The sequence below is a fragment of the Rhodoluna sp. genome (assembly GCF_044239955.1).
GTDB lineage: Bacteria > Actinomycetota > Actinomycetes > Actinomycetales > Microbacteriaceae > Rhodoluna.
In genome coordinates this window covers 1-26,791 of record NZ_JBIIAL010000013.1, presented here as the reverse complement: position 1 = coordinate 26,791, position 26,791 = coordinate 1, and the positions used below count along the sequence as shown (strand labels likewise).

Below are 26,791 nucleotides of genomic sequence, written 5' to 3'. Positions count from 1 at the left end.
TTTAGTAAGGCTTTGTCTACTGAATCTAAGATGTGCATTTTGTGTCGCTTCCTGTTTTTAGCACGCAGGTCAAAAACGGTTATGTTGGGTTTTTGCTTCGCCCTATCTCCCCTGCGGCAGAGTCCATTACTGGAGGCGAACCTCCATATTGCCACAGTTTCTGGCCCCAGGCAATTGGAATCTAATCGATCAGATCTGGCCTGATTCTTCGGGTTTTTTCCAGAGCTTGCTCCTTGCGCCACTTAGCAATCTCGGCGTGATTACCACTTAGAAGCACCTCAGGAACATCCATACCGCGCCAGCTAGCTGGCTTGGTGTAACTCGGGTATTCCAATAAACCTTCACTATGTGACTCCTCGTCCAAAGATAAAGAGTTACCAATTACTCCAGGGATTAGCCTCGCAATTGCCTCGATCATGGCTACCGCCGCCACTTCGCCGCCGTTAAGTACATAATCACCCAAGCTGATCTCTCGAACCTCTGCCTTACTGGATGCGTATTCCAAAACTCTTTGGTCAATACCCTCGTAGCGACCGCAGGCAAAAACTAGATGCTGCTCCCCTGAAAGTTCTCTAGCGGTAGCTTGCTTGAATGGCACGCCTGCTGGCGAAGGAAACACCACAACGCTTTCTTGGGTCAGTACCGAGTCCAACGCCAAACCCCAAGGCTCTGGCTTCATGAGCATTCCCGCTCCACCACCAAAAGGGGTGTCATCTACTGTTCGATGCTTATCTTCGGTGAAAGTTCTTAGATCATGTGCCGTGAAATCAATGAGTGACTGCTCTTGGGCTTTCCCGAGCAAGGAAATATCCAGCACCTTGAAAAACTCTGGAAAAATACTGATGGCATCAATTCTCATCAGATGCACCGCCTGGAAGATTTACTTCAAAAAGACCGGCCGGCGGAGTCAGAACAACTTGAGCTTTTTTGATATCAACTGAAGGGACAATTTGTTTCACAAACGGCACCAGCACTTCCCCGTTAGAAGTTTCAATTGCCAAAAGATCCTGGGCTGGGAGGTGATCCACACGGGTCACCTTCCCAACAACTTCTTCCCCGACTAAAGCCGTTAGGCCAACAAGCTGATGGTCGTACCAGGCTTCGGGGTCTTCTGGAAGCTGTTCAAGATCTGTTTCGATAAGCAAGATTGCCTTGACTAGGGTTTCTGCTTGGCTGCGGTCTTGAATGCCCTCCAGAAACAAAACTGGGGACTGGTTATAGAAGCGAAGCTCGGCTACCTTGACGGTTTTTCCAAACCATTCGGAGTTCTCTGGAACTTGTAGTTCTAGTTCCTGGCCAGCGCGAAATCTTTGATCTGGGCTGTCGGTATACAGCTCTAGCTTGAGAGCTCCTTTTAGACCGTGCGCTTTAACGAGTCTTCCGACTCGTAGCTTGGTCTTACTAGAAGTCACCGTCCACCACATCAACGCGAATTTTCTTGCCGTCGGCAAGTGCGTTGACCAAAGTGCGAAGTGCTTTTGCTGTTCTACCGTTGCGCCCGATTACTCTGCCCAGATCATCTGGGTGAACGTGAATCTCTAGAAGATCTCCTCTAGAGCTCGAGCGTTCAGTTACCGAAGCATCGTCAGGATTATCAACGATGCCCTTAACTAGGTGCTCGAGCGCAGCGGCCAACATTTTGGATTAAGCCTCTGGCTTTGCTTCTTCGGCTGGAGCTTCCGCAACAGCTTCCTCGGCAGGAGCTTCAGTAGCCTCAGCAGCAGGAGCCTCTACAACTTCTTCAGCAGCAGGTGCTTCTACAGCCGCTTCAACAACTGCTTCTTCAACAGGAGCATCGGTTGCTTCAACAGCAGGTGCTGCCTCTTCAACAGGAGCTTCAGCTTTTGCCTTCTTGGCAGCAAGTTCTTCTTTAGGAACTAGAACAGCTTTTTTCTTGGTGTCTTTTTCAAACACTGGCTTCGCAGCCTTTACCTGAACTGTGCTCTTAGCATCCTTGTCACCCTTTGACTTCTGGTAGTCTCCGGTGAGCTTAAGAATTACCTCTACCTGCTCGGTTGGTTGTGCACCAACGCCAAGCCAATACAAAGCTCGCTCAGAATCTACTTCAATAAAAGATGGATTTTCGGTCGGGATGTAACGACCAATTTCTTCGATGACTCTACCGTCACGCTTTTTTCTAGAGTCGGCAACGACGATGCGGTAGTGAGGCGTACGGAGTTTTCCGAGACGCTTTAGGCGGATTTTTACAGCCACAATGCTCCTGTTATTTGAATTGGGGCGAACAATCAACCGTGAGCGTGGGGGCACACTCGGTAGTCAAGCTCTATGGTTTTGCCTTTTTGGCTCCTGGTTAGAGGGTCAGGTTCCTAGGCAACTTCTCTAGTCTGCCAGAAATGGCCAAAGATAGCTAGTTGCCGATTCCAAAGGCTGATCCAGCACCAGATGGGGCTGAACCTTGGCCATTTGCCCTGGCTTGCTCTTGTTCAGCACGCTTAGCTGGATTACCCGATTTAGAACCGGATTTTTTCTTGGAGTCCTTGGCCTTCTTGCGTGGCACCACGCCTCCAATGCCAGCTGGCATGCCTGGGATCTGAGGCGTGCCACCCTTGGCAACGGTTTTCATCATTTTGGCTGCCTGCTCGAATCGATTCACTAGTGAATTCACATCGGTCACGCTCATTCCAGAACCTCTCGCGATTCTTGTTCTTCTTGAGCCATTCAGAACCTTGGGGTTGGTTCTTTCGACCGGGGTCATGGAACGAATTATGGCCTCGGTCCGATCAATTTCTTTTTCGTCGATGTTGTCTAGTTGAGCTCTCATCTGGCCAGCTCCTGGCATCATGGCAAGCATGGATTTTAGAGAGCCCATTTTTCGAAGCTGCTGCATCTGTTCCAAGAAGTCCTCAAGAGTGAAGGTTTCCTTAGCGAGCTTCTCGGCCATCTCCAATGCGGATTGCTGATCAAACTGCTTCTGGGCTTGTTCGATCAGGGTAAGGATGTCTCCCATGTCCAGGATTCGAGAAGCCATGCGGTCTGGATAAAAAGGCTCGAAGGCGTCGAGAGATTCTCCGGTTGAGGAGAAGATGATTGGCTTACCGGTCACCGAGGCTACGGATAGTGCCGCTCCGCCTCGGGCGTCACCGTCAAGTTTTGTCAAAACAACAGCCGATATTCCAACGCCGTCTTCAAACGCCTTGGCTACGTTGACTGCATCTTGACCAAGCATTGCGTCAATAACAAACAGAGTTTCGTCTGGCTTGATGGCATCACGAATCTTTTTGGCCTGATTCATCATCTCTTGATCAACGCCGAGGCGTCCTGCGGTATCAACAATTACAACCGTGTTGCCCTTGGACCTAGCGTGAGCAATCGAATCCTTGGCGACTTTTACCGGATCCCCGACTCCTGAACCGACTTCGGGAGAGTAAACCTCAACCGAAACTTTCTCGCCTAGAACCTTTAGCTGGTCAACGGCATTTGGGCGTTGCAAATCTGCGGCGACCAGCAAAGGGTTCTCCCCTTCGCTTTTTAGCCACTTGGCAAGTTTTCCAGCGAGGGTTGTCTTTCCAGAACCCTGTAAACCGGCAAGCATGATCACGGTTGGAGAAACTTTTCCATAGCGAAGCTTTCTTGCTTCACCGCCAAGTATTTGTATTAGCTCTTCATTTACAATCTGAACAACCTGCTGGGCAGGGTTCAGTGAGGCTGAAACTTCATCGCCCAAAGCTCGCTCACGAACAGCGCTAATAAAGTTCTTGACTACCTCTAGGGCAACGTCAGCTTCTAATAGTGCCTTGCGGATTTCCCTAAGGGTTCCGTCGATATCGGCGGCGCTTAGTCTTCCCTTGCCGCGAAGAGCCTTGAAGGTCTCGGCTAAGCGATCTGATAGGTTTCCAAACACTTTTTTATCTCACTTCCTATTTCTAGGCTAAGCCACTAAACCGTTGGCGAAATCTTCGGGGTCAAAAAAGGCAAAGTCTTCTACCCCTTCGCCAACCCCAACTAACTTGATTGGAATTGCAAGTTCGTTTTGTATGGCAACAACAATTCCACCCTTTGCTGAGCCATCAAGCTTTGTTAGAGCTATGCCGGTTACAGCAATAGCCTCGGCGAATGCCCTTGCCTGAACTAATCCGTTTTGCCCGGTTGTAGCATCCAGCACCAAAAGAACCTCTGCGATCTCAGCTTGCTTTTCAATAACTCTTCTGATTTTGGAAAGCTCGTCCATCAAATCAGTCTTGTTCTGCAACCTTCCAGCAGTATCGATGATTACTACATCTGCTTGAGATTTAACCGCGTACTCGACAGCCGCAAATGCCACAGACGCTGGGTCTTGACCTTCGGAACTTGGTCCAACAAGTTTCACTCCTGCACGATCTGCCCAGGTTGCGAGTTGATCAACCGCTGCGGCACGAAAAGTATCAGCTGCTCCAAGAACCACTTTCAAGTTGCCCTGGGTTAGCCAAGTGGCAAGTTTTCCAATGGTGGTTGTCTTTCCTACCCCATTTACTCCAACAACCAAGATCACATAGGGGGCTTTTCCGCTTGTTAGGTTTAGCTCTCTATTTCCAGAAGTTAACTTGTCTCGAATCACTCCAGCAAGAATTGTTTTGAGTTCTGCTTCTGTTTTGGCTCCCTCGGCCTTTGCTAGCTTCTTCACCTCTGCAACAATCGCTTCTGCGGAGTCAACTCCAAAGTCAGCCTGAATCAGGATCTCTTCCAGTTGTTCCAAACTCTCAAAATCAAACTTGATTCTTGAAAATAGGCTTCGGATACCGGCTCTTGAATTTCTCTTTGGAAGTGCGGTGGCTACAAGATCTTGGGGCTTTACGACTGCGTCCGGTTGATTTGCTTCCGCTTTTTCTTCTTCACGTTTTTTACGCCAAAAGAAGATGTTTGACATTAGGCGTCGGCCTTCTCTCGCAGTCGCTGACCCACAACAGCAGAAATACCGTCAGATTTCATGGAAACTCCGTATAGCGCATCGGCTATTTCCATGGTGCGCTTTTGGTGAGTGATGATGATTAGCTGTGAGCTTGTTCTAAGGTCTTCAAAGATTGAAAGTAGGCGGCCTAGGTTGGCATCATCAAGGGCCGCCTCAACCTCGTCCATGATGTAGAAAGGCGAAGGACGCGCCTTGAAAATAGAAACCATAAGGGCTACCGCCGCTAGAGATCTTTCTCCACCAGATAGCAGGGAGAGTCTTTCAATTTTTTTACCTGCAGGCTTTACGTTTACCTCAAGTCCGGTAGTAAGCATGTTGTCCGGATCGGTTAGGAAGATGGATCCAGTTCCACCAGGGAACAAAACCGGGAAAACGGTCTCGAAAGCTTTCTTGGTGTCTTGGAAGGCGTCACTAAAGATAACCTGCATTTTCTCGTCCAGATCGTGGATGATCTTGATCAAGTCTTTGCGGGTCTCTGTTAGGTCTTGAAGTTGATCGGTTAGAAACTTGTGGCGCTGCTCGAGAGCGGAGAACTCCTCTAGAGCCAGCGGGTTCACGCGTCCCAGTTTTTCTAGTAGCTTCTCGGATTCCTTCAGGCGCTGGAACTGCTTTGCACGATCAAATACTTCTGGCTCACCATCTTCCTCGTTCGATGGAATCAAGTTATCTGGGTTGTATTCGGCAAGAAGTGTCGGCTCATCTAGGCCGAGTTCTTCTTGAGCTCTAGTTACTAGATTTGCAAGGTTCAGACGCTTTTCGTGATTTTGAAGTTCAATGTCGTGGACCGACTGAGTCAAATCGGAAAGCTTCTGCTGAATGTCGGCAATCTCGCCTCGAACCTTAGTTAGCTCCTGAAACTGATCGGTGCGCTCGTTTTCAAAGGCGTTGTACTCACGCTTTGCGTCGTTGGAACCAGTTCCCACTGCCTCAATCAACTTAGGCAAAACTTTGAGAACAGCTCTTGCAGCAGTTAGCTGCTGCGCTCTTGCCTTTGCCGCGCTAATTGCGCCCTCGATAGCTGAGCGGGAAGAATCCAGCTGTAATTTCAGGCTCTCGGACTTCTCGGTTTCAACGCGAAGTCTTTCTTCTCCAGCGCCAAGCTCCACACGGATCTCGAGCTCCTTAGATCTTTCGAGCTCAAGCGCCTCAACCAAACGGTCTCTGTCGGAAAGTGCCTGCTCTGGTCTGCCAAGGCCCTCAAATTCACGCAGTCTAGATTTCGATGCTTCTAGCTCTCCTTCGGCCTCACGAATTGCAGCCTCGTTTGACTCTGCAACCACACCCAGTCGATCAAGCTCGCTCTGCAGCGCCTCGACTTGAACGCGAACCCGACCAAGCTGTTCTGCCTGAGAGGCAAGCTTGGCATCCTGCTCATTTAGTTCAGCCAAAGATGCCTTAGCTGAGTTCTTGGCAGCAAGCTCGTTGGACTTAGCCTGGGCAAGTTCTGCGGTCAAGGTTTCAATGCGTGAGCTGAGTCTTGAAAGCTCTTTTTCTGCTGCATCGCGCTCGGCAACCAACTCAAGTTTTGAAGGCTTGCTTGATGAACCTCCACGCAAGATCGCTCTAGTTAGAACGTCACCTTGTTTGGTGATTACTTGCGAGTCCGTTGTTTGTGCGTTGAAGAAGGTCTTTGCAGCAGCTAGGTCGTCCACGATAACTACTTGGGAAAGCAACTTCAAGATGCCATCAGGAGCGCTAACAACTTCAGAGGCAACCTTGGATCCTGCAACTAAGTTCACTGATGCAGCTTCTGAGCGAAGATCAACGTCGGCGATGATAATTTCAACACGACCACCGTCAGTTCTCTTCAAGTGTTCAAGAGCGGAAAGACCAGACTCTAAGTCTTCGGCAACCAGAGCATCGGCCAATGAACCTAAAGCTGCAGCAATCGCCTGCTCGTAGCCTGGTTCGATGCGAAGGTGATTAGCAACCAGTCCCCTGATACCTCGAAGCTGAGCTTGGGTCAAAGATGAAGCGCCGTCTTTTTGCTCGAGGGTTAGATTCAGTGCGGAGCGCTTTCCGGCTAGAGCATCCTTTTCACGCTCTGCTTCGTGTAGCTGATCACGGAGTGATTCGATCTTGTTCGAAGCCTCCGACACAGCTTTTTGAGCAGCATCGTATTTGGATTCGAGATTGTTTTCACTTGGGTTGTTGCTGGAAAGTAGCGATTCCAAATCGCGATACTGAGCAGACTGCTCCTGGTGTCTTAGTCTGGCGGCTCCAAGAATTTCCTGGTGGCGAGACTTCTCATTTCTAAATGCTTCCAGCTTGCTTTCCGCAACCTTAACACCGTTAGCAAATTGCGCTAGGTCGAGGTCGTATTTGGAAATGAGCGAATTTTGCTCTTGAATCTTGGAGTCGAAAGAATCTAGGGCATCGCGGGCAACGTTTCTTCTTTGCTCTGCGATACCGAGCTGCTGTTGCAAGCGCTGAACTTCTTGGCTCAGCCGCTGCATTTCAACTTCGGCCTTTTCGATGTCAACGGTGATTGAAGAAAGATCGAATTTGCTTTGCTCTTGATCGCTTGATTCCAAAAGGGCCACCCTGGCACTGGCGATGTTAGAAATAGACCTAATGCGCTCCTGCAGTGAGTCAAACTCGAAAGAGATCTTGCGAGCGCGGTCTAGCTTCTCATTTAGCTCCGGGGATTCAAGCTGAGTCAGACGCTGCTGATTGGTGGAAAGCATTTGCTGCAAGATATTTCTCTCGCTGCGACGTTGTGACTCACTTGTCGAAGTGGTTTCAAGGGATTTTTGAATGTCCAAGATGTCGAAGGCAAGGATTCTGGACTTAGCGTCTCTGGCCTGAGAGGCGATATTCTGGGCTTCTCTAGCAATTTCAGCTTGCGCGCCCAGCGGTTTTAGTTGACGACGAACTTCACCCGCAAGGTCACTCAACCTTGAAAGGTTAGCCTGCATGGCCTCAATTTTGCGCTCGGTTTTTTCCTTGCGACGGCGGTGCTTTAAGATTCCAGCGGCTTCTTCTATGAAGCCTCGTCTTTCCTCGGGAGTTGCTCGAAGGACGCTATCTAGTTGACCCTGACCCACGATGACGTGCATCTCGCGACCCAGACCTGAGTCGCTCAGAAGTTCCTGAACATCGAGCAATCTGCAGGGGTCGCCATTGATTGCGTACTCGGATCCACCGCTTCTAAAAAGCGTTCTTGAGATAGTTACTTCGGTGTAATCAATAGGTAGTGCACCATCGGTGTTATCGATAGTGAGCTGCACTTCGGCTCGGCCTAATGGTCCCTTGGTCGCGGTTCCAGCGAAGATAACGTCTTCCATCTTTCCACCGCGCAAAGTCTTGGCTCCCTGCTCACCCATTACCCAGGCAAGAGCATCTACAACGTTTGATTTACCCGACCCATTGGGTCCAACCACGCAAGTCACACCGCGCTCAAACTGGAATGTGGTGGGTTGAGCGAAGGATTTGAAGCCTTTTAGGGTGAGGCTTTTTAGATGCAAGCGAACACACCCCTCTGGAAATTAGTCAATTGCTCAAAGCTGAACAGTATCTAAAAATACCCCATTTTTAGGGTCCCAATTGACCGCTAGCTTAGGCGCTGGCACCTGGGGCAGAAGTGAGAACCACGGTTAGCCCAGGCTTGGCGCCTTATTGGCGTTTGGCACCTAGCGCAGGGTTTATCGGTTTGGCCATAGGCATAAAGCTCCTGTGAAAAGTACCCAGCCTCACCGTTGACGTTCTTGTACTGCTGGTCAAAGCTCGTACCGCCCTGCTTAGTGGCCTTAGCCAAGACCTCTTTTACGATCCCCACTAATTCATTTAGCTTGGGTTTAGAAATTGAGTCAGCCTGACGATCAAAGTGCAGCTTGGCTAGCCACAAAGACTCATCCGCGTAAATGTTGCCGATTCCACTGAGTAGATTCTGATCAAGCAGGGCTCGCTTGATTCCGGTTTTCTTACCTCGAAGTCTTTGGACTACCTGGTCAGTATCGAATAGCTCATCAAGTGGGTCCCTAGCGATGTGCGAAGCGGAGCTCGAAATCAGGTTCTGCCACGGCTTGTTCTTATTCTTACCAGCGCTAAACCCTCCCTGTTTGCCATCGGGGGTTGCAACCAAGGGGTCAATAGCTAAAGAGCCAAAGATCCGCTGATCTACAAAACGAAGTTCTAGTGGCTTCTTATTCTTGGATTGGAAGGAAACAGTTACGCGGTTGAGCTTGTCTTCTGGAAACTCTGGGCTTCTTATTAGCATCTGACCACTCATACCAAGGTGGCCAACCAATGCAGTTGAATCCCCCGATAGCGGCATCCAAAGAAACTTTCCACGTCTAACCACATCAAGGACATCTCTACCAAGTAGTTTCTTGGTGAAGTCATTAGCGCCACTTAGGTGTCGCTTCAGGGATCTGGCGTCATGAATCTTGACCGAGGTTATCGTTCCACCAGTTATGGATTTGGCAAGTCCGGCGCGGACGGTTTCGACCTCGGGAAGCTCTGGCACTTATTCTCCAGAAGGGCCAGAAAGCGCCTTGATGGCCGCGTTGGTTTCAGCTTGCTTTCTAGATCTTCCTGAAGCTGTAGCCACGACGATGCCGTCAATTATCAAGTTTGCAAAGAAGGTCCGGTCGTGATCGGGGCCCTCATGAGTTGTTTGATAAACCGGAGCAGCTTTGCCCTGCCGTTGCATGCTCTCCAAAAGTGTGGTTTTTGGATCTGCCGAAAGCAATAGCTCTTCTGCGCTCTCGAGTAGCGGAAGGATGTGTTGATCGACAATCGTCTTGGCTGCTTCAATACCTTTGGAAACATAAGCTGCTCCCAGGACTGCCTCAAAGGTATCGGCTAGTAGATTCAATTTCTCGCGACCGCCGGTTTGAATTTCACCTTTACCGAGCAGTAAGTATTCGCCGAGGTTGATTGAGCTGGCAGCTTGTGCCAGAGCTGGCGCAGAGACAACAGCATTTTTGAGTTTGGTTAGATTTCCTTCATCCATATCGGAGAAGTGATCGTGAATGTGTGAGGTAACTAAAAAACCAAGGATTGCGTCGCCTAGAAACTCCAGGCGTTCATTATTTGGACCTCGGCCGTTTTCATATGAATAGGAGCGGTGAGTTAGGGCGAGTTCGAGAAGTTGCGGTTCGATTTCCACGCCAAGGGATTTACCTAGCGCATCAAGGCTCATGGGTTAAGCGTCAGCTACCTTGCGGCCCTTGTACTCCATGAACAGTGCAGTTCCGTTTGAGTCCTCAACTAGCTTCGCGCGGTGAGGAAGGCTGTATACGGTCTTGCCGTTTTCAACTGTCTTGACCAGAGTGATTGGAGCGGCCTTCCACTGTGAGCGACGAGCTCTTGTGTTTGAACGCGACATGCGTCTTTTTGGTACTGGCATTTCCTACTCTTTCCTAAAGCTTTCTAATCCACTCCAGCGAGAATCAATACTCGCTTCGTGAACGTGGTTTGGATCCTGAGAAAAGTTCAATCCACATTCGGAGCACAGACCAAGACAGTCTTCACTACAAACAGGTTTGAACGGAAGTGATAAAACTACAGCATCCGTGATTGCCTGCTCAAGGTTGATTTTCTCGTCTTGAATCAGGAAATCGTCTTCCTGCTCTAAAGAATAGGCGAAAAGCTCTTGGAAATCCACCTCGACCGCTAGCTCAAGGGGCTCCAGGCACCTAGAACACAGGGACGTTGCCTTGGTGAAGACTTCCCCGGTGGCCAAAACACCCTCGTGAATCGACTCCAGCCTCAAATCAACTTCGATTTTTGCTCCCGCGGGAACCGTGGCGGCTCCTTGCCCCATTGCGTCATCAAGATCAATGTTTAGCTCCAGCTGGCTGGTGTGGCCCGGCCTGCGAGTAAGTTCGTGAACTGGAACGTCAAACTTGCTCACTAGTTTTGCTCCAATAAAGCCTTAGCCACCGCCGCGGAAACGTAGTTCTGCACTGGACCACCAAGAGCTGCCACCTGACGCACCAGGCTAGATGCCACCAGTCCGTACTGAGGATCGGCTGAAATAAAAATGGTCTCAATGCCACTTAGATCTCTATTGACCTTAGCCATAGGTAGTTCGTAATCAAGGTCAACGTTGTTACGAAATCCCTTAATTAGAAGCTTCGCATCCACCTTTCGGATGTAATCAACCAGGAGACCAGAAGACAGCTCAGTCACTTTGATGTTTGGGCTGACTACGCCAGCTTCTTTCAAAGACTCTTGAATCAGTTCGATTCTCTTGGAGCTTGAAAACATGGGGGATTTTTCAGGATTGTGAACAACCAAAACATGTAGTTCATCAACAATCTTTGAGCACCGCTCGATGATGTCCACGTGCCCAAGAGTTATTGGGTCAAAAGATCCTGGGTAGACCGCGAGAGTTGGCATAGCCCCAAGATTAGCAAACTTATTAGCTCAGCCTTTAGACAAGTTTTCTACGGCGTTCATTTCCTCAATAGCTAGGCGCAGATTCGGCAGTTCCCCTAGACCAGGATCTATTTGAAACAGCTCCTCAACCTCAACCCGGACCTTCTGAATCAGAGCAGCATCCCGAATCACCTGCAGTAGGCGCAAGCTGGAGCGACCCCCTGATTGATTTGCTCCCAGGACATCTCCCTCGCGCCGAAGTTCTAGGTCAATCTCGCTGAGCTTGAAGCCATCGCTTTCAGCTGCAACAGCTTCGATTCTTTGGAGTGCGATGGAGCCGTCTTCGGCACCGGTAAGCAAAAGACACAGGCCTTTGGCTGCTCCCCGGCCCACTCGACCGCGAAGCTGATGTAACTGGGAAACTCCAAAGTTATCGGCATCTAGGATCACCATCACAGTAGCGTTCGGAACATCCACACCAACTTCAATGACCGTGGTCGCTACCAAAACATCAATTTCTTTGTTGAGAAACTTTGCCATTACCTCGGATTTAAGCTCTTGGTCCATGCGACCGTGCAGGGTATCGATTCGAAGGGAGGCGAGGTTTGGGTTCTTACGTAGCTGAATAGTGGTTTGCTCAACTGATGCCCCTGATTGTTCTTTGTCGGATTCATCAATTTTTGGACAAACCACAAACACTTGATGCCCCTTTGCTACCTCTTCCGCAACTCTCTCCCAGACCCTAGAAACCAGATTCTTGTCCCCTGCCCGCACAACATGAGAGTCAATCTCTTTGCGACCTGCAGGAAGTTCCGTCAATGAGGAAACCGCCATGTCACCAAAGACAGTTACCGCCAATGTTCTAGGTATTGGAGTTGCCGTCATTGTTAAGACGTGTGGTGAAAGTTTTCCTTTGAGGCGAAGTTTCTCTCTTTGCTCAACACCAAATCTGTGCTGCTCGTCGATTACCACAAGCCCTAAGTCATAGAACTCGACTTTCTCGGAAAATAGTGCATGAGTTCCAATAACAATCTTCGATGCTCCGGAGACCACTTGCAGCATTGCCTTTTTGCGATCTGCCGTTGAAAGTTGTCCAGTCAAAAGAGTAAGCCCAACTTTCTTGGCAAGATCCTCACCGAGGCTTTTAGAAATTGATCTAAAGTGCTGCGAGGCCAAAACTTCTGTCGGGGCAAGTAACGCTGACTGACCCTCGGTGTCGGCAACTGCAAGCATCGCCCTTAGGGCAACTAGTGTTTTTCCAGATCCAACCTCACCTTGTAGCAATCTGTTCATTGGGTAGCTCTTTGCAAGGTCCAAAGAAATTTCTTCGCCTACGCTTTTTTGTCCCTTAGTTAGTTCAAATGGAAGATTGCTGTCAAAGGCAGAAAGGAATCCATTAGCTCCACCACGGCGGATAGTTGCAGGAGATTTTTCGTTGGCTATCTTGCGAGCAATCAAGTTAGCCTGCAGCAAAAATGCCTCGTGATAGGAAAGGGTTTTGGTAGCCGATGCCCAATCCGATTTGGTTTCTGGGCGGTGGATTTTTTCGAAGGCTTGGTTCAGGCTCATCAGCTTGTGCTTTTTTGCCAACTGCTCAGGGACTTCATCTTGAATGGGCGAAAGAGTATCCAGAACAATTGCCAAGGCTTTTTGAATCATCCAGGTGGTAACCGTTGCCGAAGCAGGATAAATAGGAATCGGCTGATCGGCCCAGGCCTTGGCATCGAACTGGCTGACTTCATCTAAAAAGAGCTCGTAGTCCGGGTGAGCCAACTGAAGCTTCCCCTGATACTCGCCAATTTTTCCGGCAAATAGTCCCCTAGTGCCAGGAACTAAGCTCTTTTGTCTCCAAGCCTGGTTGAAAAAAGTTAGCGATAAGAATCCGCTTCCATCTGTGATTCGCACCTCCAGAATGTGGCTTACTCGACCCTTGGTTCTTCGCTCCCTCGCGTCAACTACCTCTGCAACGATCGAAACACTTTCTCCAACGGGCAGGTTTGTAATTGGGGTTAGCTCTCCCCTAGATGAGTACCTTCTGGGATAGTGCTGCAGCAAGTCAGCAACGCTAATAAGTCCTAGATTTTTTGAGAAGCTCTTAGCTGTTTTGTCACCCAATACTCGATCGAGTTCAGTTGTTGGAAGCAGCATGCTTCAATCTTCTACGAGAGAGCTGCCAAAAGCCGTTAGGCTTTGACAATCATGACAAGAATTATTGGGGGCCTAGTTGGCTCTAGAAAGCTTGCCTCTCCTGCAAAGAGCACTAGACCAACAGCGGATCGAATCCGAGAGAGCATCTTTAGCTCACTCGAATCAAAAGGCGCTCTAGCTGGAAGCAAAGTCTTAGATCTTTACGCGGGCACAGGTGCGCTGGGCCTAGAGTCCTTATCCCGCGGCGCGAAAGCTGCCGTGCTAGTTGAGAGTAACAAGATGGCCGCTGCGGTTTGCATCAAAAACGCTCGAACTGTTCAGGATGCACTTAGCGATGAAGGCCAGGAAGTTTCAGCAAAAGTTCAAATCCAACCAGTTCAGAAGTTTCTGGATACAACTACTGGTTCTTTTGACTTGATCTTTATTGACCCACCCTATGAGCTAACAAACCAGGAGATAGAAAAGTGTCTCGAGTCGCTGCGACTTTTGGTTTCAGAAAAAGCCTGGGTACTTGTTGAGCGATCTTCTAGGGTGGACGCTTTTGCAACTACCGGGTACGAACTGTTGGATCAGAAGCCATTTGGCGACACAGTTGTTTACTGGCTAAAGCCGGCCTAGAAGCTTCTTTCGGTTTGTCCCAAATAGACCTGCTGAGGTCTTCCAATTCGATTGCTGGAATCTTCCATCATTTCGCGCCAGTGTGCGATCCATCCTGGAAGTCTGCCCATGGCAAAAAGGGCTGTAAACATCGGGGCAGGGAAGCCAAGGGCCTTGTAAATAACCCCGGTGTAGAAATCAACATTCGGGTATAGCTTGCGCTCTGCAAAATACGGATCAGCAAGAGCTGTTGCCTCAAGCTCCTTTGCAATATCAAGAAGCGGATCTTGGATACCGAGCTCCCCAAGAACCTTGTCTGCCGTTGCCTTGATAATCGTGGCTCTAGGGTCAAAGTTTTTATATATTCGGTGACCAAAGCCCATGAGCCTGGTGCCATCTTCTTTATTCTTGACTCGATCAACAAACTGCTGCACGCTCTGCCCAGAGTCCCTGATCTGGGTAAGCATATCCAGCACAGCCTCGTTGGCCCCACCGTGCAGCGGGCCAAACAGTGCGTTGATTCCAGAGGAAACTGAAGCAAACAAGTTTGCCTGCGCCGAGCCCACCAGGCGAACTGTAGAAGTCGAGCAGTTCTGCTCATGGTCAGCATGCAAAATTAGCAAGGTCTCAAGAGCACTTGTCACGATTGGGTTTTGAACGTAATCCTCGGCCATTGTTCCAAAAGTTAGGCGAAGGAAGTTCTCAACTGTCGAAAGAGAGTTGTCTGGATACAAAAGTGCCTGACCAAGGCTGGTCTTGTATGCGTAAGCTGCCAGCACTGGAACTTTGGCTAGCAATCTTCTGGTTGAAAGCTCAACTTGCTCTGGGTCTCTTGGGTCTAGTGAATCCTGGTAAAAAGTTGATAGCGCTGAAACCCCAGCTGCGAGAACCGACATTGGGTGAGCGTTCTGGGGAAATGCGTCAAAGAAAGACTTTAGGTCCTCGTGGATAAGGGTATGTCTTCGAATGCTGTGATCAAATGACTCAAGCTCTGGCTTAGTTGGCAGCTCGCCATAAATCAATAAGTGGCTTACTTCTAAAAAGCTCTTCTTTTCTGCAAGCTGCTCGATTGCGTAACCTCGGTAGCGCAAGATCCCGGCTTCACCGTCAATAAAGGTGATTGCTGATTTAGTCGAGGCTGTGTTGACAAATCCCTGGTCGTAAGTGTGCAGTCCCAAGCTGGAGTGAAGCTTGCTAATGTCTACAGCGCTGGAACCAGCGGTTGCCTCAACAATTGGAAGCTCAAGGGACTTGTCCTTGTAGCTGATAACTACTTTTTCGTTGTCAGTCAAAGCGCTCCTTGGGAATAAAAAATCTCACACTCTAGCCTAAGCCATTTTGGAGTCTCAAAGCAGCCCTACTAATGTCGCTATCGGTTGCCGTGAGCGAGAATCGAACGTGCTTGGTTGCGTGCTCACCATAGAAGCTACCTGGCACCACAACTATTCCAAGCTCTGCCATTTGATCCACGGTGCTCCAGCAGTCTTGACCCAAAGTGGCCCAAAGGTACAAACCCGCCTCGCTGGCTGTTACCTCAAAACCGTATGAAGTTACCGCCGCTAGCAAGGTGGCTCTTCTTTTTGAATAGATCTCTTTCTCGAGACCCACATGCGTGCTGTCCGCAAGCGCTGCAATAACCGCCTGCTGGGTAGGTAGGGGCATAATCATCCCGGTGTGCATTCGAAGATTCACCAAGTCTCGTACGAGATCTTTGGCACCCACCGCAAAAGCAGCCCGGTAACCTGCCATATTCGATTGTTTTGACAGCGAGTACACACACAAAATTCCCTCGTGACTATCGCCACAAACCCTAGGGTCCAGAACACTTGGAATAACTTCCTTGTCCCACGGGTCGCTCCAGCCAAGTTCGGCATAGCACTCGTCAGAAGCAAGTAGCGCACCTAGCTCACGGGCTCTTGCAACCGCCTTGGCAAATCCTGCAACGTCCAGTACTTTTCCATCTGGATTGCCTGGAGAGTTAATCCAAATCAGCTTGGTGTTTTCAGGCCAATTATCTGGATCATCTTCCGAAACAAGTGTGGCTCCAGATAAAGCTGCTCCAACCGCGTAAGCGGTGTACGAAACCTTCGGCTGAACTACTACATCGCCTGGGCCAAGACCTAAGAAAGTTGGCAACCAACTAATTAGCTCTTTAGAGCCAATTGTTGGCATAACCTGATCGGGGTCTAGACCCGGCACTTGTCTTCGTCTTGCAAACCATTGGGTGACTGATTCGCGAAACTCTAAAGTGCCAGCTGTTGATGGGTAGCCCGGTGCATTAGAGAATTTTTTTAGAGCTTGCTGAACAGATTCTGGAGTTGGATCAATTGGAGACCCAACGGATAAATCAATTGCGCCATCTCTGTGCTGGGCGGCTTTTTCCGAGTATGGCCTTAATGATTTCCAGGGGTAATCTGGCAGCCCAGTAAACACTTAGCCCTGTTGAGCTTGTGGTGGCAAAGCCGCAACGAGTGGATGGTCTCCTGGAATCGGACCCACCTTGGCGGCTCCTCCTGGAGATCCAATTGTTTCAAAAAAGTCAACGTTGGCACGGTAGTAATCTGCCCACTGCTCAGGAACATCATCTTCGTAGTAAATCGCCTCCACCGGACAAACCGGTTCACAAGCACCACAATCAACACATTCATCAGGGTGGATGTAAAGCATGCGGTCACCCTCATAGATGCAATCCACTGGGCATTCTTCGATGCATGCCTTGTCTTTAAGGTCAACGCATGGAAGTGCAATTACATAAGTCATCGGGGGGATCCTCCTAGGAACATATTACCTACCGATGGCCAGAAGATTTCTTACCCCATGCCCCAGGTCTAAGTTTTGGGAACAATATAACTACTGCGCATAAAATTAGCGATCCGTAGACCCAGATATTTCCCGCTTGATTGTCCACGATAAGAGCATCGCCAGCGGCGCTGGGCCTGGAAAGCCAATACACGGTTCCGGCCAGCGTGAAGCTCATCAAATAAAGCGCTCCCCTGGAGTTACGAAGTAATCGAAGAGCAATCGCCAAAGAGAAAGTCATTACCAGGGCAACTATCAAGCCAATCGGTGTAGCGGCATCGTCAGATGCTGTCACCGAGTGAAGCAGAGTCCCTGCGAATCCGAGAAGAATTCCCAGTGGCAGTGCCCAGAGTCCAAGGAAAATTGGCTTTAGCCAAAGCCAAGGTGTTGTCGATGTCATACGAAGCCTTTCCGGGGTGTCGTAGCGCAATTCACGTCCTGGGACAAGAGAAAAGGTCTCTTTACCGATTGACACTTGGCTCGCGTGCTGCTCAAGAGCAAGCTTCTTCTTTGCGGCTGTCTTGGGACCGCCGACCTCAACGTCGAAGCGCTCCCTCTGATCAGCAATCACCCAAAATTGTGGGGCTCCGGTTCTAGAGGACCTCGCAAATCGACGAAGAGCCATCGCGGTTGCCTCGTGTGCCTTTTTGTGGTCTGGATGACCAAATCCACCCTTGCGGTTATAGGTAATTACTGCATCTGGCTGGAAATCGGAGAGTGTGTGGAAGATGTCATCGGAGATGACTGCAGTGGAAACAGACGATAATGACATCTCGTCAGTCGTTTTTGTCTTTATGGCTTTACCAAAAGTACTCAGCCTCATCCCTGAGTCAAGGTACTTTCTGGTTCCGGCAAATTTGTGCTGAACATCACCTAGAGCAGCTAATGCATTTCTGAGCTCATTAGATCTAAAAGCCCCCATTGCGGCCAGGTCTGATTCAAGAGGTTTTAGATCATCGAGCTTCACTCGACCACGCTCTCCACGGGTCAAGGTCAAAACCATGACCTTCGCACCTGCTTCAACGCGATTAGCAATCACGTGAGCGGTGAAGATTGACTCATCATCTGGGTGCGCATGGACGAGAAGCACTCGTTTTGCGTTGAATGATGATTTGGCCATAGCAATAACTCTAAATGGTTTAGCTCTCGCTGGCTCGTTTTCTTGCTGAAGCTGCTCTGGCGCGCAGGTTGGGGTCTAGCTCTACCTTACGAATCCTGGTGCCTTCGGGGGTTACCTCAACACACTCGTCTTCACGAGCGAACTCGAGACACTCCTCTAGGGAAAGCTTTCTTGGTGGGGTTAATTTCTCGAAATCTTCGCTAGAAGATGCTCGCATGTTAGTGAGCTTCTTCTCCTTGGTGATGTTTACTTCCATGTCGTCCGCTCTGGCGTTCTCGCCAACTACCTGTCCGGCATAGACTTCCTCAGTTGGTTCAACAAAGAAAGTTCCGCGATCTTGCAATCCAATGAGAGCAAATGGGGTTACCGCACCCTGGCGGTCAGCAACCAAAGATCCGTTGGTGCGAGTGACAATCTCACCGAACCATGGCTCGTAACCGGCAGAAATTGCGTTTGCGATTCCAGTTCCGCGGGTAGTTGTTAGAAATTCGGTTCGGAAGCCAATTAGGCCACGGGATGGAACCATGAACTCCATGCGAACCCATCCGGTTCCCTTGTTTGTCATGTTCTTCATTCGACCCTTGCGAGACGCGAGCAACTGAGTGATTGAACCCAAGAATTCCTCAGGCACGTCGACGGTTAGATCTTCAACAGGCTCATTAAGCTTTCCGTCAATCTTCTTGGTAACTACCTGAGGCTTTCCAACAGTTAGCTCATAGCCTTCGCGTCTCATCTGTTCAACCAAGATGGCAAGAGCTAGTTCTCCTCGGCCCTGGACTTCCCAGGCGTCCGGTCGGTCGGTGGGAATGACCCTGATTGAAACGTTTCCAATTAGTTCACGGTCTAGTCGGTCCTTCACCAAACGAGCTGTCACCTTGGCGCCCTTGACTCTTCCGGCCATTGGTGAAGTGTTGATACCGATGGTCATGGAGATCGCTGGATCGTCAATTGCGATTAGCGGAAGCGGTCTAACATCATCTGGATCGGCGAGTGTCTCACCGATAGTAATCTCTTCAATTCCAGCAACCGCCACGATGTCTCCGGGTCCGGCTGAGTCTGTTGGAAAACGCTCCAGAGCTTTAGTCATAAGGAGCTCAGTGATTTTTACGTTTTGAGTTTCTCCGTTTTGTCTTACCCAGGCAACCTGCTGGCCCTTTTTGATAGTTCCGTTGAAAACTCGAAGCAAAGCAAGACGACCAAGAAAAGGTGAGGCGTCAAGGTTTGTAACGTGGGCCTGCAGCGGAGCATCAGGGTCATACTTTGGCGCTGGAATGTATTTCATGATTGCGCCAAACAGAGGCTCTAGATCTGCGTTGTCTGGCAAGGTGCCATTTTCTGGCTTGTTTAGCGAAGCCGCTCCAGCTCGACCTGATGCATAAATTACAGGTAGGTCCAAGATTGCGTCGATGTCGAGCTCTGGGACCTCGTCGGCAAGGTCTGAAGCTAGGCCCAAAAGTAGATCGTGAGTTTCTTCGACAACTTCGTCGATGCGAGCGTCTGGTCTATCAGTTTTGTTTACAAGCAAGATAACGGGAAGATTTGCCTCCAGTGCCTTGCGAAGAACAAAGCGAGTTTGTGGCAGAGGTCCTTCGCTGGCATCAACCAGCAGCACAACACCGTCCACCATCGAAAGACCGCGCTCAACTTCACCACCGAAGTCAGCGTGGCCAGGGGTGTCAATAACGTTAATGGTTATGGTCTTGCCTTCGGCAGCTTTGCCGGAGTAGCTGATTGCTGTGTTCTTGGCAAGGATTGTGATTCCCTTTTCCTTTTCCAGGTCCCCTGAGTCCATAAGGCGCTCACCCATGTTGGAGTGTTCACCAAAGGATCCGGTCTGCCTGAGCATGGCGTCAACCAGCGTTGTCTTACCGTGGTCTACGTGAGCCACGATTGCAACGTTTCTTAGGTCATCCCTGATTGCCAGAGTCATAAAAACTTCCTCATAATTTTGCGCTAGATAGCTCAATGGCCTTTTAGCGGATTTGTGTCGCCCTACTGGATCCAAATAAAGACTGTATTCCTACAAGGACTCAAGAGCTTTTAGTTTAGCGGAACTAGCTAGGCCTTTGCTGAGGACAAGCGTAATTCACGCCTGCTGCGCTGATCGTCAGGGTCTGGAACTGGAACCGCTGCAATCAATCTCTTGGTGTAATCCTGCTGTGGGTTGCGAAGAATCTGGTTCTTATCGCCCTGTTCGACAATTTCACCATTGTGCATAACAGCAATTCGGTCGGCTAGATAGTCCACAACGGCCAGGTCGTGACTCACAAAAAGACACGCAAAACCAAGCTCTTTTTGAAGTTGCTGGAGTAGTTCAAGCACTCGAGCCTGAACCGAAACATCTAAAGCGCTTGTCGGTTCGTCTGCAACTAGGAGTTGTGGAGAGAGCGCTAGCGCCCTGGCTATTCCAACTCGTTGGCGCTGACCACCAGATAGTTCGTGTGGGTAGCGGTTTCTATAGGCAACAGGCAGCTCTACCTGATTAAGTAGTTCATCAATGCGTTTGGCTATTTGATTTTTGTCCATAGTTCTTGATAAAACCAGAGGTTCGGCAATCGATTGAGCTATGGACCATCTGGGGTTTAGAGATGAGCCTGGATCCTGGAAAACAATTCCGAGCTTGCTGCGAAGTTGCTGGAGCTCAGACTTTTTTGTCTTTGAAATATCTTTGCCGGCCACGATAAGAGATCCAGACTTTACCGGAAGCAATCCAACAGCAGCTCGGCCAACAGTTGTCTTACCGGAACCACTTTCTCCAACTAGACCCAAAACTTCGCCCTGACGAATTTCAAGTGTTATGTCCTTTGCTGCTAGAAAAGCTGGGACTCTTCCGCGCTTTGGGTACTCAATACGTACGTTGTTGAAACTCAACACTTGATCTGTTGTAGCGGCTGCTTTTGCTTTTACAGCTTTGCCTTGACCAAGGGAGGGAACAGAACCAAGAAGTTCCTTGGTGTAGGACTTCTTCGGGGCCTTGTAGATCTCTCGCGAGGTTCCCTGCTCGACCATCTCGCCATCTTTCATTACCAACACACGATCAGCAAGGTCGGCAACAACACCCATGTCGTGAGTAATCAACAAAATCGCTGAATTCAAGCGAGTGTGTAGCTCTCTTAGTAGATCCAAAATCTCAGCTTGAATCGTCACATCCAAAGCGGTTGTCGGCTCATCGGCAATTAGGAGCTTGGGTTCACAAGAGATTGCCTGGGCAATCATTGCTCGCTGCCTCTGTCCACCGGATAACTGGTGAGGGTAAGAGTCGAAAGCCTTAACGGGATCTGGAAGGTCTACCAGAGTTAGAAGCTCAATGGCCCGGGCCTTAGCGGCCGCATTTGTCATGGTGAAATGGACCCGCAGTGTTTCCATGATCTGGAAACCGATTGTGTAAACAGGATTCAAAGCTGTCATCGGCTCTTGGAAAATGACCGCGATTCCGCTTCCACGTATTTCACGAAGGCGCTTTGGAGAAGCGTCCATAAGTTCCTCGCCGGCAAGCTTTACGCTTCCAGAAACTCGGCCATTTTGTGGGGTTAGGCCCAAAAGTGCCATTGAGCTTGCGGACTTACCCGAACCTGACTCACCAACAATTGCCAAAACTTCGCCGCCCGAGATTTCATAGCTCAAGTTCTTGGCTGCAGGAATCCACTCGCCCTCTACCCAAAAATCAACACCAAGATTCTCAACTTTGAGTATTACTTCGCTGTCCTTGCCCATTAGCAGCATTCCCCTCTAGAGGTCACAAGTTGTGTGAGACTTGGAAAGTGGATTCTCAAACTCTTCACTCCAGGTCTGGTCGCATAATGGCCACTGCCGGATTCGTCTTTGCTCTCTTTGGAATAACTGCCCTGGCCATAGATTCCTGGCTCCTGGTTGTGACCAAATCCTGGATTTACATCTGGTTTGCTTATTTTGCTTGGCTTCTTTTTTGGAACCCCAGCGTGAAAGTTAGCGACGAAGGGGTTGTAGTTGACAACATCTTCAAGACACACAAACTGAACTGGTCTGCGATTACTCGAATTGACACCAAGTACTCTCTTACTCTCGAGACTAAAGACAGAACCCTTCAAGCCTTTGGAGCCCCTGCTCCATCCAGATACGCGGGCTTCATGGCTAACAAAACCGAAGCTGAGCACTTGCCCGAAAGCAGCTTTGTTGGAAAAGGCTTGGTTCGCCCTGGGGACTTGACCAGTAGTGATTCCGGTGTCGCAGCTTACGTGATCAGAAGTCATTGGGAAAAACTCAGAGACCTCAACCAGCTCAACGAAGCTGCTTCTGTCAGATACAGCTGGATAGTTTCTAGAGTCGTTGTACTCACCTGCTTGAGCTTTGCGGCTGTGGCTAGCTTTATTTTTTAACATTTTCAGCTGCCTTTCTGCCTGAAGCAATGCGGCCAATAGCAGCAAAGATTCCGTCAGTTTTTACGTGGAACCTGCGCTGGCGTGGGTCGAAAGCGTCTCTTAGGCCATCTCCAATGAAGTTCACGGACAGAGCAATGATGATGATAAACATACCCGGCCACCAGAAAAGCCAAGGTCGAGTGGAGAAGGCTTCCTGGTACTCGGAGATAATCTGCCCGAGGGAAATATCAGGTGCGGTAATTCCAAAACCCAAATAGCTAAGAGAAGACTCAAGCAAGATTGCAGCACTCATCAAGAGGGTGGTGTTGACGATGATGACTCCAATAGCGTTTGGCAAAATGTGCTTGAATATAATTCGCCAAGGGCCGGCCCCGGCAACCCTTGCCGCATCCACAAACTCGCGTTCCCTAAGAGATAAGAACTCGGCCCGAACTAGACGCGATAGCCCAGTCCAAAGGAAAAGACCTAGGAAGAAGGACAGAAACAGTGCACTTCCCCCACCAAAGGCCTTACCAACTACGGCACCCAAAATTAGAACTGGGATGATGATGATGATGTCGGTAAATCTCATCAACACTGCATCGATCCAGCCTCTGAAGAATCCTGCGATTGAGCCAACCAGTACCCCAATAACTGTTGTCATGATGCCGATAACAAACATTACGGTCAATGACTGCTGGATGCCTCGCATTACCCGAGCAAATACATCCTTACCCAAGGTGTCTTGACCAAACGGGTGGTCCCCGATCGCAAATGGAGATAGTGACAAAGTTGGTGTGCCACCAGGATTCTCAAGGTCGTAGTTTTCAAACCAGTTGTATTGCCACCATCCGGGAATCCTGAAACCATCGATAGCGAAGTTTCCGGACTCATCAACAATTAGCTTGCCCGTTCCTCCGATTACTGTTCCCACGGACGTGAAGGAAACAATTGTGATAACGATGATCGCAATTAGTCCCGCAAGGGCACCCTTGTGCTTGAAGAATCTGCGTCGTATTAGCTGGCCTTGACTAACGCCAACAGTGCCAGGTGTTGGGAGATTATCTATTTGACTCATCTTCTTTCTCCCTAAGTCAATCTAATTCTGGGGTCGAGTGAGGCATAGGCAATGTCCGCGATGAGGTTGAAAACCACCGCTACTAGTCCGGTGATGAGAAACACACCCATCACGAGATTTAGATCTATTGCTTGAAGTCCCAAGTTGAACAAGGAGCCCATGCCCTGCCACGCGAAGATTCTTTCGGTGATGATCGCTCCTCCGATGAGTCCTCCGATGTCAAAAGCTACGATTGTGACGATTGGAATCATGGCGTTACGGAAAGCGTGTCTCATTATTACCGTGCGTTCAGCTAAGCCCTTAGCTCTAGCTGTTCGCACGTAGTCCTGGTTCAAAACCTCTAGCAGGCTCGATCGAGAGTAACGAGTGTATGCAGCAAGGGAACCAATTGAGAGAGCAATTGTTGGAAGAAGTAAGTGTCCGAAACCATCCAAGAACTGGAACCACATGTCCCCTGGCAAGTTGGGAGTAGTTGCACCGATTGTTGAAATGATTCCACTTGCCTGAGGAATCATGAGCTGGTAATCCGACCAAACTTGGAGAACACGATCGATGATTACGAAGCCAAGAGTCAAAATGCTGATGATTCCAGCGGCTCTTGTAATCTGCTTGCGATCTTCACCACCAAATACAGCCCCTGCGACCATAGCAACCCCGACACCCACTGCAACCAAAACTAGAAGTGTCCAAAGTTCTGGGATATAGAAGAACAGGAACTGAAGCGGGTACCAAACTGCTAGCCAGAATACAACGACAGAACCGGCGGCCAAGAGCATTCCACGGTTTTGGAAACCAGTTGTGAGCGCAATAACGATCGCGGAAACAACAGCGCCACCAAGAATAATTCCTATGATTCCAAGGGAGGGCTTCTCAAACCACCCAAGAAGAAGCAGTGACTGTAGTCCACCAAAGGTAATGACTGAAACGCCTAGTAATACTTTGAGTCTTCGGATTCCATTTCCCCCGATGATTCCCATCCAAATTGCTCCTGAAGCAAGAGAAATAATAATCAGCAGCCAGAAAGGGATCTCTGGGTTCCCGAGGAATTGGTTGAAACGAATCGCACCCCACTCTTTGAGCAAAACTGCAAACCAGAAAATTGGAAGGGAGTAGAAGACAAAGGTCATGAACGTTACGGTGTAGTCGTAGCCGCTGTACTGACGCAGCGCGGTTGACATTCCAATTGCTACTCCAAGGACAATTGCAACGATGGTGGCCAGAGTAAGTAGTTGGACCGTGGATACTATTGCCCCCGCCAGAGCTTCCGCAACTTGCTGTTCACCTCTAGAAACAGAGATTCCTAGGTCGCATTGCCCTATGAAGCATCCGCTAACCCCAGCCAACCAACCGAAGTAGCGAATTACTGGCGGGGTTTCTAGATCTAGAACTTCGGTCAGGTAAGCGATTTTGTCCTGAGCCGAAGGATCGCTGGAGCCACGAAGTTCCAGAAGGGGATCACCCGAGTACGCCGTTAGAACGTAGACAATGAAAGATGCGGCGAGAAGTACCAACAACGTGGCAAAGAGCCTTCTGACGATAAATGCCAGCACCTTGACCTCCGTTGGTTTTTCAATCCTTACGAGACTCTACCAAATCCTTAGGAGGCAAAATCACGGTTAAACGAATTCCGGCTGGCAACCTAAGTTGCCAGCCGGAATTAGATACCGCTAAACCAAGTTACTCAGATTCGGTAACTGGTGTCCACTCCCAGAAGTTCCAGAAGTAGTTTGGCGATAGTGGGCTTGGCTTCACGCCAGATACCTTTGCGCTGGAAACAGTCAGTCCAGGGAACTGGAAGATTGTTGTTCCGTATGCATCCGCAATTAGGTTCTGCTCGATCTGAAGCATCAAAGAAGTTTGCTCTTCTAGATCGGTTGTGACGTTAAGTGTTGCCAATAGTTCGTCAACCTTTGGGTTAGCGTAACCGTTGTAGTTACCACCCTTGGCTAGCGGGTCGGTGTAGGACTTGAAGATCTGGTCCGAACCGGCTACTGCCAAGCTAGTTGACTGCCACGCGAAGATAACTGCATCGTGTGGGTTGATTGGCTCAACTGTTGGGTCGGTGAACATCCAGTCTGGCTCGTTGGTGTCAACGACGTTGAATCCTGCAAGAGCGGCTGACTTCTGAATCAGCTCTAGCTCCTGTGAACGACGTACGTTTCCAGTTGGGTACCAGAACTTGACGTTTACTGGAGTCGAAACTCCAGCTTCCTCAAGTAGGGCCTTCGCGCGCTCGATGTCTAGCTCACGAACGTCAGCTGCACCGCTCTCAGCAACAATTGCGTTGTAACGCTCTGAACCAGGAATGGTCAAGAACGATTCACGAACTGTTGCGTTCGGGTTTAGAGGCTTGATGATCTTCTCGATGATCTCATCGCGAGGGATAGTCAGCAAGAATGCCTGACGAACCTTTTGTGCAATTGACTCGTCGCCATCGTAGGTAGCTGGGTCGAATGGACCACCGTTGTTGAAGGTTAGGTCGATGTGCTCGTAAACAGCCTCGTCGCCCTGGTGGATTGTTGCACCAGTGCTTGCGGCAATGTCTTGCGCAACAGTTAGAGAGTCAGCAGTTGGCTGTCCAGTAGCGATATCAATCTCACCGTTCTCCAAGGCCTGTAGCTGAGCGATAAAGTCCTCGATGAAACGGACGGTAATGCGCTCGAACTTAGGTGATGGACCCCATGTGTAAACGGGGTTGGTAACTAGAGTGATGTACTGATTCTCAACTACTTCTTCGATGATGTATGGACCACTCGATAGGTACTGAAGTGGGTTCGAAGGAAGAGAAGTGAACTGGTAGTCCTCGTTCCAGCTGGTTGCAACAGGAGCTAGCCAAGCGTCATCCTCGTTCTGGATGGCTTCGATTAGCAATCTCTTGGCTTCTGCTGGGTCAGTGATGTCTGGGTAAGCAAGCATCACAGTTCCGTGAGCTGGCATACCAACACCGAAAGCAAGCTCCCAGTCAACGTACGCGTCGTCATAGACAAGAGTCAGTGAGCGGCCATCAATTTCAGGAGTCTGGGTGACTAGGTCAAGACCAGATGTTGAAGCCGGTGAGAATGCTGCGTCTGTGTCTGCAAACTTTCCAGAGCTCGCGGCCCATGCCAATAGCATGTCAGCCGCGTCAATCTGAGTTCCGTCAGACCATTTGACACCCTCATTGATGGTGTACTTCACGGTTAGAGGTTCGTCAGAAATCTTCTCGAATGTTCCGTAACCAGTGTTCTTGATCAACGCAGGAGTGTTGTCGTAGTACTGGAAACCAGAGTTTGTCATGTAGGTAATGTTTGCGTTCTTAGTCGCGTTACCTGCAGACGAAACAGTGTTGTAGTTATCAAATGCTTGGTTGAATGCAACCGTGATTGTGGTTCCTTCGACTACCTGAGACTCGTATGGCAATGCACAACCGCTCAGAGTCACAGCAACCGCGCTCAGTAGGCCTACTAGACCCAATCTGCGCTTCTTCATGTTTCTCCTCT

24 protein-coding genes are annotated in these 26,791 nt (G+C 49.6%); 2 read left to right on the top strand and 22 right to left on the bottom strand.

Annotated elements, in window-relative coordinates; all coding sequences use genetic code 11:
• Positions 1-181 precede the first annotated feature (181 nt).
• From trmD to recG, 13 genes are all read right to left on the bottom strand, one after another.
• Positions 182-859, bottom strand: coding sequence for a tRNA (guanosine(37)-N1)-methyltransferase TrmD (gene trmD, locus AC9UFE_RS05205; RefSeq protein WP_509546445.1), 678 nt, complete (start codon positions 857-859; stop codon positions 182-184).
• On the bottom strand, positions 849-1,412 hold the full coding sequence (gene rimM / locus AC9UFE_RS05200; RefSeq protein ID WP_509546442.1) for a ribosome maturation factor RimM: 564 nt from the start codon (positions 1,410-1,412) through the stop codon (positions 849-851). The genes trmD and rimM overlap by 11 nt, the downstream gene beginning before the upstream one ends.
• Positions 1,402-1,638, bottom strand: a complete 237-nt coding sequence (locus tag AC9UFE_RS05195) for an RNA-binding protein (protein WP_509546439.1) — start codon at positions 1,636-1,638, stop codon at positions 1,402-1,404. The genes rimM and AC9UFE_RS05195 overlap by 11 nt, the downstream gene beginning before the upstream one ends.
• 6 nt (positions 1,639-1,644) lie before the next feature.
• Positions 1,645-2,214, bottom strand: a complete 570-nt coding sequence (gene rpsP, locus AC9UFE_RS05190; protein WP_509546435.1) for a 30S ribosomal protein S16 — start codon at positions 2,212-2,214, stop codon at positions 1,645-1,647.
• A 154-nt stretch (positions 2,215-2,368) separates the two neighbouring features.
• Positions 2,369-3,862, bottom strand: coding sequence for a signal recognition particle protein (gene ffh / locus AC9UFE_RS05185; protein WP_509546432.1), 1,494 nt, complete (start codon positions 3,860-3,862; stop codon positions 2,369-2,371).
• A gap of 27 nt (positions 3,863-3,889) precedes the next feature.
• The gene (ftsY, locus tag AC9UFE_RS05180) at positions 3,890-4,864 is read right to left on the bottom strand and encodes a signal recognition particle-docking protein FtsY (protein ID WP_509546429.1); all 975 of its coding nucleotides are present in this window, start codon (positions 4,862-4,864) and stop codon (positions 3,890-3,892) included.
• On the bottom strand, positions 4,864-8,373 hold the full coding sequence (gene smc, locus AC9UFE_RS05175; protein ID WP_509546426.1) for a chromosome segregation protein SMC: 3,510 nt from the start codon (positions 8,371-8,373) through the stop codon (positions 4,864-4,866). Before smc ends, ftsY begins: the two co-directional genes overlap by 1 nt.
• Before the next feature lie 86 nt (positions 8,374-8,459).
• A complete protein-coding gene (gene mutM / locus AC9UFE_RS05170) occupies positions 8,460-9,374 on the bottom strand; it encodes a bifunctional DNA-formamidopyrimidine glycosylase/DNA-(apurinic or apyrimidinic site) lyase (protein ID WP_509546422.1) in 915 nt (304 codons plus the stop codon).
• Positions 9,375-10,052 carry a ribonuclease III gene (rnc, locus tag AC9UFE_RS05165; RefSeq protein ID WP_509546419.1) on the bottom strand — a complete coding sequence of 226 codons (678 nt, stop codon included), beginning with the start codon at positions 10,050-10,052 and terminating at the stop codon, positions 9,375-9,377.
• 3 nt (positions 10,053-10,055) lie between these two features.
• The gene (rpmF, locus tag AC9UFE_RS05160) at positions 10,056-10,259 is read right to left on the bottom strand and encodes a 50S ribosomal protein L32 (protein ID WP_509524571.1); all 204 of its coding nucleotides are present in this window, start codon (positions 10,257-10,259) and stop codon (positions 10,056-10,058) included.
• 3 nt (positions 10,260-10,262) lie between these two features.
• The gene (locus AC9UFE_RS05155) at positions 10,263-10,766 is read right to left on the bottom strand and encodes a YceD family protein (RefSeq protein ID WP_509546416.1); all 504 of its coding nucleotides are present in this window, start codon (positions 10,764-10,766) and stop codon (positions 10,263-10,265) included.
• Complete coding sequence (coaD, locus tag AC9UFE_RS05150; RefSeq protein ID WP_509546414.1) at positions 10,766-11,254, bottom strand: pantetheine-phosphate adenylyltransferase; 489 nt, start codon at positions 11,252-11,254, stop codon at positions 10,766-10,768. Before coaD ends, AC9UFE_RS05155 begins: the two co-directional genes overlap by 1 nt.
• 27 nt (positions 11,255-11,281) lie before the next feature.
• Entirely contained in the window at positions 11,282-13,381 is a 2,100-nt protein-coding gene (recG, locus tag AC9UFE_RS05145; RefSeq protein WP_509546411.1) for an ATP-dependent DNA helicase RecG, read from the bottom strand.
• A gap of 51 nt (positions 13,382-13,432) precedes the next feature.
• Between recG and rsmD the strand changes: the two genes are divergently transcribed.
• Positions 13,433-13,999, top strand: coding sequence for a 16S rRNA (guanine(966)-N(2))-methyltransferase RsmD (gene rsmD / locus AC9UFE_RS05140; RefSeq protein WP_509546408.1), 567 nt, complete (start codon positions 13,433-13,435; stop codon positions 13,997-13,999).
• On the opposite strand, the gene AC9UFE_RS05135 is transcribed toward rsmD, so the two are convergent.
• From AC9UFE_RS05135 to AC9UFE_RS05110, 6 genes are all read right to left on the bottom strand, one after another.
• Positions 13,996-15,270: a citrate synthase gene (locus AC9UFE_RS05135; protein ID WP_509546406.1), complete on the bottom strand. Its 1,275-nt coding sequence runs from the start codon at positions 15,268-15,270 to the stop codon at positions 13,996-13,998. The genes rsmD and AC9UFE_RS05135 overlap by 4 nt on opposite strands.
• Before the next feature lie 31 nt (positions 15,271-15,301).
• Positions 15,302-16,411, bottom strand: a complete 1,110-nt coding sequence (gene dapC, locus AC9UFE_RS05130; protein WP_509546403.1) for a succinyldiaminopimelate transaminase — start codon at positions 16,409-16,411, stop codon at positions 15,302-15,304.
• Entirely contained in the window at positions 16,412-16,738 is a 327-nt protein-coding gene (gene fdxA / locus AC9UFE_RS05125; RefSeq protein ID WP_509546400.1) for a ferredoxin, read from the bottom strand.
• 28 nt (positions 16,739-16,766) lie between these two features.
• A complete protein-coding gene (locus tag AC9UFE_RS05120; RefSeq protein ID WP_509546397.1) occupies positions 16,767-17,897 on the bottom strand; it encodes a PIG-L deacetylase family protein in 1,131 nt (376 codons plus the stop codon).
• A 19-nt stretch (positions 17,898-17,916) separates the two neighbouring features.
• Positions 17,917-19,827, bottom strand: a complete 1,911-nt coding sequence (gene typA, locus AC9UFE_RS05115) for a translational GTPase TypA (RefSeq protein ID WP_509546394.1) — start codon at positions 19,825-19,827, stop codon at positions 17,917-17,919.
• A gap of 128 nt (positions 19,828-19,955) precedes the next feature.
• Positions 19,956-21,611 (bottom strand): ABC transporter ATP-binding protein, encoded by a 1,656-nt coding sequence (locus AC9UFE_RS05110; protein ID WP_509546448.1) that lies wholly within the window; start codon positions 21,609-21,611, stop codon positions 19,956-19,958.
• Positions 21,612-21,658: 47 nt separating this feature from the next.
• On the opposite strand from AC9UFE_RS05110, the gene AC9UFE_RS05105 reads away from it, so the two are divergent.
• Complete coding sequence (locus AC9UFE_RS05105) at positions 21,659-22,252, top strand: PH domain-containing protein (protein WP_509546390.1); 594 nt, start codon at positions 21,659-21,661, stop codon at positions 22,250-22,252.
• Here AC9UFE_RS05105 and AC9UFE_RS05100 read toward each other — a convergent pair.
• From AC9UFE_RS05100 to AC9UFE_RS05090, 3 genes are all read right to left on the bottom strand, one after another.
• Positions 22,242-23,312 carry an ABC transporter permease gene (locus tag AC9UFE_RS05100; RefSeq protein WP_509546387.1) on the bottom strand — a complete coding sequence of 357 codons (1,071 nt, stop codon included), beginning with the start codon at positions 23,310-23,312 and terminating at the stop codon, positions 22,242-22,244. The two genes, AC9UFE_RS05105 and AC9UFE_RS05100, sit on opposite strands and share 11 nt — an antisense overlap.
• An 11-nt stretch (positions 23,313-23,323) precedes the next feature.
• Positions 23,324-24,862 carry an ABC transporter permease gene (locus AC9UFE_RS05095; protein ID WP_509546385.1) on the bottom strand — a complete coding sequence of 513 codons (1,539 nt, stop codon included), beginning with the start codon at positions 24,860-24,862 and terminating at the stop codon, positions 23,324-23,326.
• Positions 24,863-24,989: 127 nt separating this feature from the next.
• Positions 24,990-26,791 (bottom strand): ABC transporter family substrate-binding protein (locus AC9UFE_RS05090; RefSeq protein WP_509546382.1); only part of this gene is annotated, 1,802 nt, incomplete at its 5' end.